15 protein-coding genes are annotated in these 13,912 nt (G+C 64.3%); 3 read left to right on the plus strand and 12 right to left on the minus strand.

Annotated features, from left to right (window positions below):
* Positions 1 to 17: 17 nt before the first annotated feature.
* The 7 genes from QM801_RS14605 to QM801_RS14635 form a co-directional block, all read right to left on the minus strand.
* On the minus strand, positions 18 to 992 hold the full coding sequence (locus QM801_RS14605) for a hypothetical protein (RefSeq protein ID WP_415019943.1): 975 nt from the start codon (positions 990 to 992) through the stop codon (positions 18 to 20).
* A gap of 587 nt (positions 993 to 1,579) precedes the next feature.
* The gene (locus QM801_RS14610) at positions 1,580 to 2,329 is read right to left on the minus strand and encodes a M48 family metallopeptidase (protein WP_415019944.1); all 750 of its coding nucleotides are present in this window, start codon (positions 2,327 to 2,329) and stop codon (positions 1,580 to 1,582) included.
* Between the two features lie 7 nt (positions 2,330 to 2,336).
* A complete protein-coding gene (locus QM801_RS14615; protein ID WP_415019945.1) occupies positions 2,337 to 3,566 on the minus strand; it encodes a polyhydroxyalkanoate depolymerase in 1,230 nt (409 codons plus the stop codon).
* 188 nt (positions 3,567 to 3,754) lie between these two features.
* A complete protein-coding gene (locus tag QM801_RS14620; RefSeq protein WP_415019946.1) occupies positions 3,755 to 4,366 on the minus strand; it encodes an SCO family protein in 612 nt (203 codons plus the stop codon).
* A 164-nt stretch (positions 4,367 to 4,530) separates the two neighbouring features.
* The gene (gene dnaJ, locus QM801_RS14625) at positions 4,531 to 5,697 is read right to left on the minus strand and encodes a molecular chaperone DnaJ (RefSeq protein ID WP_415019947.1); all 1,167 of its coding nucleotides are present in this window, start codon (positions 5,695 to 5,697) and stop codon (positions 4,531 to 4,533) included.
* Between the two features lie 161 nt (positions 5,698 to 5,858).
* Positions 5,859 to 7,784, minus strand: a complete 1,926-nt coding sequence (gene dnaK / locus QM801_RS14630; RefSeq protein ID WP_415019948.1) for a molecular chaperone DnaK — start codon at positions 7,782 to 7,784, stop codon at positions 5,859 to 5,861.
* A gap of 197 nt (positions 7,785 to 7,981) precedes the next feature.
* A complete protein-coding gene (locus QM801_RS14635; protein ID WP_415019949.1) occupies positions 7,982 to 8,353 on the minus strand; it encodes a cupin domain-containing protein in 372 nt (123 codons plus the stop codon).
* A 53-nt stretch (positions 8,354 to 8,406) separates the two neighbouring features.
* On the opposite strand from QM801_RS14635, the gene QM801_RS14640 reads away from it, so the two are divergent.
* Together QM801_RS14640 and QM801_RS14645 are read left to right on the plus strand one after the other, a co-directional pair.
* Positions 8,407 to 9,030: an alpha-ketoglutarate-dependent dioxygenase AlkB family protein gene (locus tag QM801_RS14640; protein WP_415019950.1), complete on the plus strand. Its 624-nt coding sequence runs from the start codon at positions 8,407 to 8,409 to the stop codon at positions 9,028 to 9,030.
* Positions 9,031 to 9,050: 20 nt separating this feature from the next.
* On the plus strand, positions 9,051 to 9,626 hold the full coding sequence (locus QM801_RS14645; RefSeq protein ID WP_415019951.1) for a DUF4893 domain-containing protein: 576 nt from the start codon (positions 9,051 to 9,053) through the stop codon (positions 9,624 to 9,626).
* Between the two features lie 297 nt (positions 9,627 to 9,923).
* On the opposite strand, the gene QM801_RS14650 is transcribed toward QM801_RS14645, so the two are convergent.
* The 5 genes from QM801_RS14650 to hrcA all read right to left on the minus strand — a co-directional run bounded on the left by QM801_RS14650 (position 9,924) and on the right by hrcA (position 13,106).
* Entirely contained in the window at positions 9,924 to 10,229 is a 306-nt protein-coding gene (locus QM801_RS14650) for a DUF1508 domain-containing protein (protein ID WP_415019952.1), read from the minus strand.
* Positions 10,230 to 10,345: 116 nt separating this feature from the next.
* Positions 10,346 to 10,735: a GFA family protein gene (locus QM801_RS14655; protein ID WP_415019953.1), complete on the minus strand. Its 390-nt coding sequence runs from the start codon at positions 10,733 to 10,735 to the stop codon at positions 10,346 to 10,348.
* A 4-nt stretch (positions 10,736 to 10,739) separates the two neighbouring features.
* Positions 10,740 to 11,318: a nucleotide exchange factor GrpE gene (grpE, locus tag QM801_RS14660; RefSeq protein ID WP_415019954.1), complete on the minus strand. Its 579-nt coding sequence runs from the start codon at positions 11,316 to 11,318 to the stop codon at positions 10,740 to 10,742.
* A gap of 101 nt (positions 11,319 to 11,419) precedes the next feature.
* The gene (locus QM801_RS14665; protein ID WP_415019955.1) at positions 11,420 to 12,016 is read right to left on the minus strand and encodes an NAD(P)H-dependent oxidoreductase; all 597 of its coding nucleotides are present in this window, start codon (positions 12,014 to 12,016) and stop codon (positions 11,420 to 11,422) included.
* Between the two features lies 1 nt (position 12,017).
* The gene (gene hrcA, locus QM801_RS14670; RefSeq protein ID WP_415019956.1) at positions 12,018 to 13,106 is read right to left on the minus strand and encodes a heat-inducible transcriptional repressor HrcA; all 1,089 of its coding nucleotides are present in this window, start codon (positions 13,104 to 13,106) and stop codon (positions 12,018 to 12,020) included.
* Positions 13,107 to 13,188: 82 nt separating this feature from the next.
* On the opposite strand from hrcA, the gene rph reads away from it, so the two are divergent.
* Complete coding sequence (gene rph, locus QM801_RS14675) at positions 13,189 to 13,905, plus strand: ribonuclease PH (protein ID WP_415019957.1); 717 nt, start codon at positions 13,189 to 13,191, stop codon at positions 13,903 to 13,905.
* The last annotated feature ends 7 nt before the right edge of the window (positions 13,906 to 13,912 follow it).

Consider the following 13,912-nt stretch of genomic DNA (forward strand, 5'->3'; position numbering starts at 1 on the left):
AGCGCGTCGGGCTGCCGTTACTGCAACAGGTCCACGTCACGCTGCTTCACGGTATAGGTCGCGTTGTAGACGGCGACCGATCCCGGGTTGAACGTGTTGATGGTATTGCCGGTGCGCGTCGAGCCGTTGGTGACGGTGAAGCTGCCGAAGGTCGGGCCCACGAGAGTACCGAAACCGTTCTGCACGTCCGCCAGTGTCACGTTGGTGATCGCCACGTTGCCGGTGTTGCGGATGGTGTAGGTATAAGCCACCACATCGCCCACCAGACGGTCGGTCGTATCGTCGGCCGTCTTTGCCACCGTCATGCGCGGCGCGAGATCGAGCGGCACGGCGGCAGAGGACGTCGACGTTGCAACAGCGACGCTGTTGTAGGTCGCGTTGACCGAAGCCGTGTTGTCGATATCGCCGTCCGATGCACCGGGTGCGGTGTAGTCCGCCGAGACGATCGTGTAGGTTGACCGGAAGGTCAGCACGTCGCCGGGGCCCAGAACGTCCCAGTCATTGTCGGTGAAGTTGACGTTGGTGGAGTCGTTCGTCGTGCCCGCGATGTCACCGGGGACCTTGAAGTCCGTGGTGACGGCCGTGGGGTTGGTGAAGACCAGGGCTGCGCCTGCACCGGCATGAGCGTCCGTCAGCTTCACGTCTTGGATCGTGACGTTGCCGGAGTTCGTGACGACATAGGTGTAGGTCACCACGTCACCGATGTCGGCATTGCCGTCACCGTTGAGGTCGGTGGTGAGTGCCCAGGTCTTGGTGACCGTGGTGGCGGGTGCCGCATTGACCACGTCAACGGCGACGGTGTCGGAAGCGGTCACCGGCGTGCTTCCGGCCGTACCGGATGCAGTCGCCGTGTTGTTGATCGTTGCATAGGCCGGAGAGGCCTGTGCAGCGGCGAGGATGGCGGCAAGTGCCGTCGATCCCCAGAGCCTCAACCGCAACTGCGGCCTTGGCCCGAACCGCGCGAACTGGCGCGGCAGGTTTCGAGAGTCCATTTCAATTCTCCGTCGAGAGTTGCAAAACGCGTTTCTTGGTTTTGATGGGCTGGGTTGAACACAGGGGTGGACGGAGAGCGCCGGACTGCGGCTGGTTCTGCGTTTCCCGGTCGCGGCGGTCCGTCCGCGGCCGGGGGCTGACGTCGGGTCAACGGGAAACGAAGGGTGGGTCGCAGGCCTCCCAGCTGTCGAGCTTGCCCCACCCTTCGCGCGTGTTTCTTCCACGGCACAACCTTTGGAGGTTGCACCGAGGAGATTCCTCATTGTGCGTTGACCACGCGTCAAAACCTTTTCTCTCCAAAAACTCACGTAATAACAAACAGTTATTGGAGATCAGGAGGCGGGAGCGAGAGCTCTCCGAACGACGCAATTGCCCCGATCACTTCGGACGCAATCAGCAAACAAAGCTGGTTCACGAAGTTAAACTAGGGTTAGGTTTCAGAGGTTAATGTTGGGTTAACCATGTGCCAAAAAGGGCCAATGCATTAAGCACTTGGCGGCGAACGGGAGGATCGGAAAACGGTCAGGAAAAGGCCCGCGCGAGGCCACGCAGCAGGGCCTGCCCGCACGTGCGGATTGCTTAACGGCTAGCGGAGGGCGTGGAGGCGGTTGCCGTAGAGTTTCAGCCACACTTTGGCGTTGTGGCTGTCCGGGCAGTGCTTCAGCACCAGGCGCCAGAAGCGGAAGGAGTGGTTCATCTCCCGCAAGTGCGCCACCTCGTGGGCGGCGACGTAGTCCAGCACGAAGCCGGGCGCCAGCACCAGGCGCCAGGAGTAGTTCAGCACGCCGTCGGTGGAACAGGAGCCCCAGCGGCTCTTCTGGTCGCGAACGTTGAGCTTGCGGAAGCTGGTGCCCATGGCGAGGGCATACTTGGTCGAGGCCACATCGAGGTCGTGGGCCGCTTCCGCCTTCAGCCAGTCGAGCAGGCGGCGGCGCATGTGGTTGGGCGCACCCGGCACATGGATGAGCTTCGCCTCCGCATCGTGAACGACATGGCCGCGCGCCTTGCCCGTCGCCACGATCCGGTGCTCGACACCGCGCAGCATGATCACGGCCCCCTCCTCCACCTCCACCGGTTTGGTGCGGCGGGAGAGGGCGCGCTCCATCCAGTCTTGCGATTTGCGGGCGAAGGCGCGCGCATCCATCATGCTGGCGCGGCGCGGCATGGTCATGACAAAGCCCTTGCCGTCACGGGAGAGACGCAGGGTGAAGCGGCGGGCGGCGGCGTGGCGCTTGAAGGTGAGGCTGACCTCTTCACCCGCCACCAGCAGCATTTCGCTCACCGGTTCGGGGAGCGGGCTTTTCTTGCGGTCCGTGAAGGCGCGCAAGAGACGCATGCGGGCGTCAGGCCTTGTAGCGGGCGATCACGCCGGAGATCACCGGCACCACGTCCTTGCGGAAGCGCGAGCCCGAGAAGACGCCGTAGTGGCCGACGCCCAGCTGCAGGTGGTGGTGCTTCATCTCGGCGGGAAGGCCGGCGAGAATGGTGTGGGCGGCATAGGTCTGGCCCACGCCGGAGATGTCGTCACGCTCGCCTTCCACCGTGAGCAATGCGGTGCGCTTGATCAGTTCCGGGCGGATGCGGTGGCCGCGATAGGCGTAGGTGCCGTTGGGCAGATCGTGGTGGACGAAGACGCGGTCCACCGTCTGCAGATAGAAGTCTGCATTGAGATCCATCACCGACATGTATTCGTCGTAGAAGTCCTCGTGCTTTTCGACGCTGTCGCCGTCGCCTTCCACCATGTGCCAGAACAGCTCGCGGTGCGCCGACATGTGGCGGTCGAGGTTCATGGTCATGAAGCCGGTGAGCTGCAGGAAGCCCGGATAGACGGCGCGGCCCATGCCCGGCAGCGGGAAGGGCACGGTCATGATGACGTTGTTGCGGAACCATTCCACGCCCTTGCTCTCGGCAAGCTTGTTGACGGCGGTGGGGTTGCGGCGCGTATCAATGGGCCCGCCCATCAGGATCATGGTCTTGGGCACCAGCGCATCCTCGCGCTCGCTCATCAGCGAGACCGCCGCCATCACCGGCACCGAAGGCTGGCAGACGGCCATCACATGGGCGCGCTCGCCCAGGTGATGCAGCATGTTGATGACGTAGTCGGTGTAATCGTCGAGGTCGAAGGTGCCGCTGCCCAGCGGCACGTTGCGGGCATCGGCCCAGTCGGTGACGTAAACGTCATGCGAGGGAAGCATGGCTTCCACGGTGTTGCGCAACAGCGTGGCGTAATGGCCCGACATGGGCGCCACGATCAGAAGCTTTTCCTGCTTCTTCACGCCGGCATCGTCGTCCTTGCGGAAGTGAATCAGGTTGCAGAAGGGCTTCTGCCAGACCACCTCCTGGTGGATCGCCACCTGGCGCTTGCCCACGAAGGTTTCGCTGATCCCGAACTCGGGCTTGGCATAGCGCCGGGTGAGGCGCTCGAAGAGGTGCAGGGAGGCCGCGGCAGAGCGGCCGAAAACCGTTTGCGCGAGGGGGTTTGAAGCATTGTCCCAATAGGCGCGGCCGGCCTCGAAGGCGGTCCGCCAGGGGGCAACTGCGGCGTGGTTCATTTCATAGAAGTGATAGAGCATAGGTGTGGCCCTTGTTGGGGCGCCCCCAGAACAATGCGCCCTACGCCGGTATGATGCAGTGCACGATATCCTCGCGCGTGCGGATTAACAATGGCTTGCGGGATTGGACCATCGTTGAGGGCAAAGGTGGCGGATTTGCCATGCAGTGAACGCATGGTGTGGAACGTCCTGCTGCCCCGTCCGTTCCCTCAGCGCCCCAGTGCTGCTGCGATGCCCTCGGCCAGAGCCTTTGCATCGGTCGAATAGGTGAAGTGTTTCAGGAACTTGCCGTCAGGGCCCATGAGATAGATGATGGATGAATGGTCCATCAGATAGGCTTTTGGATCGTCCTTGTTCTCGACCTTGGCGTAGAACACCCGGTAGGCGTCGGCCATGGCCTTCACCTGCTCCGGGGTACCGGTGAGGCCCACAAACTGCGGGCCGAAGTTCGCCACATAGTCCGCCAGCACCTGCGGGGTGTCGCGGGCGGGATCGATCGAGACGAGGATGGGCTGGATGTCTGACGCCTTGTCACCCAGCTGCCGCAGCGCCTCCGCCATCACCTGCAGTTCGGTGGGGCAGACATCAGGGCAATAGGTGTAGCCGAAGAAGAGCAGCATGGGCTTGCCGGCGAAGCTCTTCTCGCTAACGGTCTCGCCCTTCTGGTTCACCATGGTGAAGGGCCCGCCCACAAGCGCCTCGCCGAAGGAGCGCTGTCCCTGTTGTGGCGAGGACATGAGCGCATAGACGCCGATCGCCACCGCGATGAGAAGCGTGACGGCGGCGAAGGCAATGCGGCGGGTGGTGGCGTGGGTGCTCATGGGTGCGGATATAGCGCGTTGGGAATGGGGATCACAGGTGGAGACGGCGTCCCCTCACCCCCGCGTTCCGCGGACCCTCTCCCCAGAGGGGCGAGGGCGAAGGCCGTTCGCCTTCTCCCGCTCGCGGGAGAAGGTGCCCGAAGGGCGGATGAGGGTGGAGAGACCTATCCCCCGAACCCATCCCAGAAGGCGCGGGCCTTGGCGAAGAAGCCTTCCGACTCCGGCGAGTTGTTGCGCGCTTCCTTCTCGAACTCTGCAAGAAGCTCGCGCTGGCGGCGCGTCAGGTTGACCGGCGTTTCCACCGCCACCTGGATGTACATGTCGCCAGACTGCGACGAGCGCAGCACCGGCATGCCCTTGCCCTTCAGGCGGAACTGCTTGCCGTTCTGCGCACCTTCGGGAATGTTCACGCGCGCCTTCTTGCCGTCGATCGTCGGCACTTCGATCTCGCCGCCGAGGGCCGCCGTCGCCATGGAGATCGGCACCTTGCAGTAAAGGTCCGCGCCATCGCGCTGGAAGAACTCGTGCGGACGCACCGAGAGGAAAATGTAGAGGTCGCCCGCCGGGCCGCCGCGCAGCCCCGCTTCGCCTTCACCGGCAAGACGGATGCGCGTGCCGTCCTCGACACCGATCGGAATGTTGACCGAGAGCGTGCGCTCCTTGGTGACACGGCCCTGGCCGCCGCAGGCGGTGCAGGGATCGCTGATCACCTGGCCCCGGCCCTGACAGGTGGGGCAGGCGCGTTCGACGGTGAAGAAGCCCGACTGCGAGCGCACAACGCCCGCACCACCGCAGGTGCCGCACTGCTTGGGCGCGGTGCCGGGCTTGGCGCCCGAACCCTTGCACACTTCACAGGCGACAGAGGAGGGCACGCGAACCTGCGCGGTCTTGCCGGTGTAGGCCTCGGTGAGGCTGATCTCGAGATTGTAGCGCAGGTCTGAGCCGCGCTGGGCGCCGCCCGCACCGCGTCCGCGCTGCTGGCGTCCGCGACCGCCGCCCATGAAATCCCCGAAGAGGTCTTCGAAGATGTCGGACATGGAGGAGGAGAAATCGGGGCCGAAGCCGGCGCCGCCGGGACCGGGGCCACGCCCGCCGCCCATGCCGTTCTCGAAGGCCTGATGACCGAAGCGGTCGTAGGCCGCCTTCTTCTGCGGGTCCTTCAGAACGTCGTAGGCTTCGTTGATTTCCTTGAACTTGGCTTCCGCATCCTTGTTGCCCGGATTGGCATCGGGATGGAACTTCTTGGCCATGTTCCGGAAGGCGGTCTTCAACGCCTTTTCATCGGCGTTCTTCGAGACACCCAGAACTTCGTAATAGTCGCGCTTGGCCATGGTGTTGCTTGGTCTTCTCTCCCGGCCCGGTGGCCGGGCGCGGGATCAGAGGGGAGGGTCGGGGGTGACCCATAAGCTGAATGAAGCGCCTGCACCAGCCCCCGGCCCCGCCGGCCCGCCCTAAGGGGAGCGGGATGGCGGCAGCCGGGGTCCGGCTACATTCACTTCTTGTCGTCGTCCTTCACTTCTTCGAAGTCGGCGTCGAGCACGTCATCTTCATCCGCGGCGTTGCCCGAGGACTTGCCAGAAGACGCGCCGTCGGCACCATCAGCGTTGGCGGCTCCGGCCTGCTTGTACATGGCCTCGCCGAGCTTCATCGCAGCCTGGGCCAGTGCGGTGGTCTTGCTGCTGATCTCGGCGGCATCGCCGCTTTCGATCGCAGCCTTCACATCGGCAATGGCAGCCTCGGCAGCCGACTTGTCGGCGTCGGAGACCTTGTCGCCCAGATCGGCGAGCGTCTTGTTGGTGGAGTGGATGAGGCCTTCGGCCTGGTTCTTCGCTTCCACCAGATCCTTGCGCTTCTTGTCCTCGGCGGCGTTGGCTTCCGCTTCCTTGACCATCTTGTCGATCTCGGCGTCAGAGAGACCACCCGAGGCCTGGATGCGGATCTGCTGTTCCTTGTTCGTGGCCTTGTCCTTGGCGGACACGTTCACGATACCGTTGGCATCGATGTCGAAGGTGACCTCGATCTGCGGAATGCCGCGCGGCGCCATGGGAATGCCCATGAGGTCGAACTGGCCGAGCATCTTGTTGTCGGCCGCCATTTCACGCTCGCCCTGGAAGACGCGGATGGTCACGGCCGTCTGGTTGTCGTCAGCGGTCGAGAACACCTGGCTCTTCTTGGTCGGGATCGTGGTGTTGCGGTCGATGAGGCGGGTGAACACGCCACCCAGCGTTTCGATGCCGAGCGACAGCGGGGTCACGTCGAGCAGGAGAACGTCCTTCACTTCGCCCTTGAGCACGCCGGCCTGAATGGCGGCACCGATGGCCACCACTTCGTCCGGGTTCACGCCCTTGTGCGGCTCCTTGCCGAAGAACTGCTTCACCACCTCGATGACCTTGGGCATGCGGGTCATGCCGCCCACCAGAACGACTTCATCGATCTGGCCTGCGGTGACGCCGGCATCCTTGAGGGCCTGGCGGCAGGGCTCGACCGTCTTCTGGATGAGGTCATCCACAAGGGCTTCGAGCTTGGCGCGGGTCATCTTCATGGTGAGATGCTTCGGGCCCGAGGCATCGGCGGTGATGAACGGCAGGTTCACTTCCGTCTGCATCGAGGACGAGAGCTCGATCTTGGCCTTTTCGGCCGCTTCCTTCAGACGCTGCAGGGCGAGCTTGTCCTTGCGGAGGTCGATGCCCTGCTCCTTCTTGAACTCGTCGGCGAGGTAGTCGACGATGCGCATGTCGAAGTCTTCACCGCCGAGGAAGGTGTCGCCGTTCGTCGACTTCACTTCGAAGACGCCGTCGCCGATTTCGAGGATGGAGATATCGAAGGTGCCGCCGCCGAGGTCATAGACCGCGATGGTGCCGGCTTCCTTCTTGTCGAGGCCGTAGGCGAGTGCCGCCGCCGTCGGCTCGTTGATGATGCGGAGCACTTCGAGGCCGGCGATCTTGCCGGCGTCCTTGGTGGCCTGGCGCTGGGAGTCGTTGAAGTAGGCGGGAACGGTGATGACCGCCTGGGTCACGGGCTCGCCCAGATAGCGCTCGGCCGTTTCCTTCATCTTGGTGAGGGTGTAGGCGGAGATCTGCGAGGGCGCGAACTTGCTGCCGCGGCTTTCCACCCAGGCGTCGCCGTTGTCGGCCTTGACGATGTTGTAGGGAACAAGCTTCTTGTCCTTGGCCACCATGGGGTCTTCCATGCGGCGGCCAATGAGGCGCTTGATCGCGAAGAATGTGTTTTCCGGGTTGGTGACGGCCTGGCGCTTGGCTGGCTGGCCCACCAGGTTTTCGCCGTCTGCAGTGAAGGCCACGATCGAGGGAGTGGTGCGTGCACCTTCCGCGTTCTCGATCACCTTCGGGTTCTTGCCTTCCATGACCGCGACGCACGAGTTCGTGGTGCCAAGGTCAATGCCGATCACTTTAGCCATTTCAGTCCTCCTGTGGCAGACGGCTGTGAACTGCCCCTTCGGGCCTCCGTCCGGTGCCGCCTCCGATGTTCAAAAAGCCCCGGAAAACGGCTGGGTTTTGCCCGCGTCATTCCGGCGTTCGGGGCGTATATAGTGAGGCCGTCCGGGCCTATCAAGGATTCGTGAATGTCCCCGGAGCGGGCAATTCTGCCGCATCCTTAAAGCAGGACGACGCTCTCCTGCTCGTTGGGATCGGTCCGGGCGATGACCGCCCGGGCGGGCTTGTCCGTGGGGTTGTAGGGCTGGTGCGGCATCCCCGGCGGAATGTAGAGGAAGTCCCCCTGCTTCACCCGCATGACCTGGTCGAGCTTGGGGCCGTACAGCATCTCGCTTTCCCCCTCCAGCATGAAGATCGCCGTTTCGTGGGACTCGTGATAGTGCGGCTTCGCCTTTGCACCGGGCGGCATGGTGAGCATGTGCATGCAGATGCCGGTCGAGCCCGCCGTCTCGGCCGAGATCCCGGAAAAATAGTCGAGGCCCTGCTTGCCATGGAAGGCTTCGCCGCTTCGCACCAGTTTGCAGTCTTTCATCCCATACCTCATCCAAGCTTGAGCCCCGTGGGCAGGGTCCCTATCATTTGCATATGGTGACGACAATCCGGGAGGGGATCAGCTTTTTTCCCCAGTACTTCGATGCAAGCGCCCAGGCAGCCCTGGTGGAGGCGATCCGCGCCGCGGCACGGGCCGCGCCCTTGTTCACGCCGGAAATGCCCAAGACGGGCAAGCCCTTCAGCGTGCGCATGACCAACATGGGAACGCTAGGCTGGGTCTCCGACCAGGCGCGCGGCTACCGCTACCAGGCGACCCATCCGGGCACGGGCGAGCCTTGGCCCGCGATGCCGGAGATGCTGCTTGCGCTCTGGCGGGATGTCTCGGGCTATGCCCATCCGCCGGAAGCCTGCCTCGTGAATTTCTATTCCGGCTCGGCCAAGATGGGCCTGCATCAGGACCGCGACGAGCAGGCCCTCGATGCGCCCGTGGTTTCCGTCTCGCTCGGCGATACCGCACTCTTCCGCATCGGCGGCAACGAGCGCGGCGGCAAGACGCAATCGCTGAAGCTTGCTTCCGGTGATGTGCTCGCCTTCGGCGGTCCGGCGCGGCTCTGCTTTCACGGCATCGACCGTATCTATCCCGGCACCTCGACGCTGCTCAAGGATGGCGGGCGGATCAACCTCACCCTGCGGCGCGTGACAAAGCCGTCCACCTGAACTGACCAATGGAGTGTCCCATGCGCCTCGTTCTTTCCGTCCTTGCCGTCCTGCTGCTTGCCGTTCCCGCAAGGGCCGATGGCGCGCTGCAATCGCTGATCACGCCGGACGACAAGGCGCGCCTCGAGCAGTTCGATGCGGTGAAGGCCAAGGCGCTCGCCGATGCGCGGGCGCAGGGTGCCGCCGCCGACGTCAAGGTGCTGGAGGCGGCACTGGCGGGCACGCCCATGGCGGTCGAGGGTGATTTCGATGCCAAGGGAAAATGGAAATGCCGGACGATCAAGATGGGCGGCGGCCTGCCGCTCACCGTCTATGCGCCGTTCAAGTGCGCGATCAGCGATGATGGCTCGGGCTGGTTCCTGAAGAAGACGTCAGGCTCGCAGCGCACCCAGGGCCGCTTCTATACGGAGTCAGCCACGCGGATGATTTATCTCGGCGCCGGCCACATCTGGGACGAGCCGCCGCGCAAGTACGGCGACGACCTGAAGGAAAACCAGGTGGCGGTGGTGGAACGGCTCGGCAAGAACCGCCTCGTGCTGCAGTTCCCCAAACCGGCCTACGAGTCCGACTTTGATCTGCTGGTGCTGGAGAGGTAGGGCGCAGATCTCCCAAACTCTCCATGCCCGGCCTTGAGCACTCGCGCTCATTCTCCAATCCGTCATTCCGGACGCGCAACACTTGATCGAGCGAAAGCGAGATGTCCCAAACTCTCCATGCCCGGCCTCGAGCCGGGCATCCAGTTGAGCGACTGACGTGGACAACCGGGTCAAGCCCGGTCGTGGAGAGAGAAAGTGGATGCGTCTCTCCCGGCGCGGGGCCCGGTGCCTTGCGGCACCTCCCGCGCGTGCGTCAGGCGGTGAAGCGCCACCGGCGCTTCACGTGGAGCGCCTGACTTACCCCTTCCACCCGTTCATCTTGGCGTTGTTCTTGGCGGCGGCGGGGGAGGAGAAAGCTTCCGTGCTCTTGCCCACCTGCTTGCCGTTCGCGGTGGAGAAGCAGCGCCAGCGGCTCTTGCCGGACTTGTCCTTGTAGAATTCCCACTTGTCGGCGGCAGTGTCGCGATTGGCGTTGGCTTCGCAATCCTTCCTGGCGGCGTAGCTCTCGGAGGATGCACCGACGATCTCGCCGTTGGAGGCGGTACGGCGCCAGCGGAAGCCGCCGCTCTTGTCCTTGTAGATCTCAAGCTTGTAGTCAGACATGGTCAAACCCCAGTTATGTGTGGACCCTCTCCACCACCATTGCTGGAACCATGACCCGGAGTCTGTCCAGTGCCGGACAGTGTTCTCAACAGGAGATTTGCATCAGGAGGCGGACCTCAACCGCCGGCATCCACGTGCCACCAGCGTGGCCGCTGACCCTTGAAGGAATGGGCCACGGGCTTGAGCGCCACGAGCGCCGGCTTGTCGAACACGCCCGTGACCAGCGCCACCACCGGTGCATCGTCGATCGCTCCGAGAGACGAGCCGCACTTCGGGCAAAAGGCGCGTGACGACATGGCCGAGGAGCGGAAGGTTGCCGGCGCTCCACCAGGACCCGTCCACGTCACCTTGTCTTTCGGAAACTCGACCCAGCTGACCGTCAGGCTGCCGGTGTGGCGCTGGCACATGCGGCAGGAGCAGGTGTGCGGCTTGCCGGGTTCGCCCTCCGCCTCGAAGCGGATGTGGCCACAGAGGCATCCACCCGTGAGGGGCCCCCGCGCCGCCATGGGATCAGCCCGCGGCCTTCGCCACGCCGACAAGCGCCGGACGCAGACAGCGTTCGCCCACGGCATAGCCCGCCTGGATTTCCTGCATCACCGTGCCCGGCGGCTTTTCGCTGGTGGGCACCTCGAACATGGCCTGATGGAAATTGGGGTCGAACTTGGCGCCCACCGTCTCCAGCCTGCGGATGTTGTGGCGCTGGAACACGGACAGCAGTTCGCGCTCAGTGATCTCGATGCCGTCGATGAACTTCTGGGTCTTGTCGTCGATGCCGTCGCGGTTGTCGAAGGTGGCGAGGGCACGCGACAGGGTATCGGCCACCGAGAGCAGGTCGCGGGCGAAATTGCTGGCGGCATAGAGCGTCGCCTCGGCCTTCTCGCGCTCGAGGCGCTTCTTGGTGTTCTCGGACTCGGCGGCAAAGCGGAGCAGACGGTCCTTGCCCGCCGCCACTTCTTCCTTCAGCGCGGCGATTTCGGCATCGCGCGGATCAAGCTCGGGCTCGAGCAGCGTGTCGGCCTCGGCCTTGGCAAGAAGTTCGTCCGCCGCAGCCTCAAGGTCGGCGTTGGCCTGTGCAGGGTTATCGCTCATGTCTTCAACCGGATGATTTGGATTTTTGGGATTTATGGCCCGCATATCGGGGTTTGCGGCGCAAAAATCAAGCCGTTCGGTTGACGAGCGTCAGCTTGCTCTTAACCAACCGGCAGAGCGGCGATCCGGGCCCGCACTTTTGCCCTCATCTCGTCCACCCGAGCAGGCGAGAGCTTCTCGCAACCGTAGAAGGACAGGGCCGAAAATCGCGCTCCCGGCGCACAAGGCCCGAGCACGGCCCGCTTGAGCACACGCGTCACCGGGCGATTCAGAATAAGCCAGTCCACCCACCAGGGCGAACCCAGCGTGGTGATCACCAGCATGTGGCGGAGACCCTGAAGCCTGGGCCGCAACGGCCCCATGTCGGGGGCATGATCATAGGCGATACCCGGCGCCCAGACCCGGTCGATCCAGCCTTTCAGGATGGCCGGAAGCCCAAACCACCATGTGGGGAAGACGAGCACGATGGCGTCCGCCCACAGCAACTCCTCCGTTTCGGCCGAGACGGCGGAAGCATCGAAGCGGGTGTATTGCGTTTGGCGCTCATGCGCCGTGAGGGCGGGGGCAAAACCGTCCCGATACAGGTCACGCCGCCTGACGTCGTGGCCACAGCGGCGAAGCTCCTCCTCCGCGGCTTGTGCCAGCGCGGCGTTGAGGCTGTCGGGCAGCGGATGCGCCAGCACGAGCAGCGTCTTCATGTCAGCCGATCAGCTTTCCCACCACCTTGGCGGTGTAGTCCACCATGGGAATGATGCGGGCGTAGTTGAGCCGTGTGGGCCCGATGATGCCGAGCACGCCCACGATCTTTTCCTTCTCGTTGCGCAAGGGGGCGGCCACGAGGGAAGAGCCCGAGAGCGAGAACAGCCGGTTTTCCGAACCGATGAAGATCCGCACCCCGTCGGCGTTCTCGGCAAGGCCGAGGAGATCCACGAGGTCGCGCTTGTTCTCGATGTCGTCGAAGAGGCGGCGCATGCGCTCGAGGTCGGTGATGGCGCTGGCGTTTTCCAGCAGGTTCGCCTGCCCGCGCACGATGAGCGAACGGTTGTCGCTCGCCCCGTCGCCACCCCAGATCGCAAGCCCGTCCTGCACGAGGCGGGCTGAAAGCTCGTCCAGCTCGGCCCGGAGCTTCTGCATCTCCTGGGCGATCAGGCTCTGCACCTCGTCCAGCGTGCGGCCCTGGGCCATGCTCGAGAGATAATTGGTGGCGCGCAGGAAGGCCGAGGCCGGAAGCCCCGGCGGCACGTCGATGACGCGGTTCTCGACCGTGCCGTCCTCGCCCACGAGGATGACCAGCGCCCGGCCCGAGCCGAGGTTCACGAATTCGATATGCTTCAGCTTGGTGTTGAGCTTCGGCGTCAGCACCACACCAGCGCATTGCGAGAGGCCGGAGAGCAGCGTCGTCGCCTCGCCCAGCACATCCTCGGTGCGGCGCTGACGGTTCGAAGCGCGGATCTGGGCATCGATGGAGGCGCGTTCGGATTCGCTGATGGCGCCCACTTCGAGAAGCGAGTCCACGAAGAAGCGCAGGCCCACTTCGGTGGGAACACGGCCAGCGGAGGTATGGGGCGAATGGATGAGGCCCGCTTCCTCGAGGTCGCTCATCACGTTCCGCACGGACGCGGGCGAGAGCGTATTCGGCAGGACCTTGGAAATGGTGCGCGAGCCCACGGGCTCACCCGTTTCCAGGTAGGTGTCCACCAGCCGCCGGAAGATGTCGCGGCTGCGCTGGTCCAGCCCGGCGATGCCGGGCAGCTTTTCGTCCAGAGGTTTGGCCGGAAGGAGCGTCATGGGCAAAAGATAGAAAGCGGGTTGGCGGGGGTCAATGTCCGGAGTATGAACCCCCGCGCTCAACACAAAGGAAAGACCCAGAATGCGCCCTTCCGGCCGGAAAGCCAACCAACTGCGCACCGTCAGCTTCACGCGCGGCTTCACCAAGCATGCCGAGGGCTCCTGCCTCGTCAAGTTCGGCGACACCCATGTGCTGGTCACCGCCTCCGTCGACGAGAAGGTGCCGCCGTGGCTCAAGGGCCAGGGCAAGGGCTGGGTGACGGCCGAATACGGCATGCTGCCGCGTGCCACCCACGAGCGCACCCGCCGCGAGGCGGCCGCCGGCAAGCAGTCCGGCCGCACCCAGGAAATCCAGCGCCTGATCGGCCGGGCGCTGCGCGCCGTCGTCGACCTCAAGGCGCTCGGTGAACGCCAGATCACCCTCGACTGCGACGTGCTGCAGGCCGATGGCGGCACCCGCACGGCGGCGATCACCGGGGCCTGGATTGCACTCCATGATTGCCTCGGCGTGATGGTGAAGCGCGGCCTTCTTTCAGCCTCGCCGCTCCTCGACCATGTGGCCGCCATCTCCTGCGGCGTCCACGGCGGGCAGGCGGTGCTCGATCTCGACTATGCGGAAGATTCCACCGCCGGCACTGACGCCAACTTCGTCATGACCGGCAAGGGCGGCATCGTGGAAATCCAGGGAACGGCGGAAGGCGAACCCTTCAGCGAAGCCACACTGCATGACCTTCTGGCGCTCGCCCGTCAGGGCGTGTCGGAACTCGTGGCGCTGCAGAAACTTGCCATCGCGGGATGAACGGACC

The sequence above is a fragment of the Aestuariivirga sp. genome (genome assembly GCF_047600585.1).
Lineage (GTDB): Bacteria > Pseudomonadota > Alphaproteobacteria > Rhizobiales > Aestuariivirgaceae > Aestuariivirga.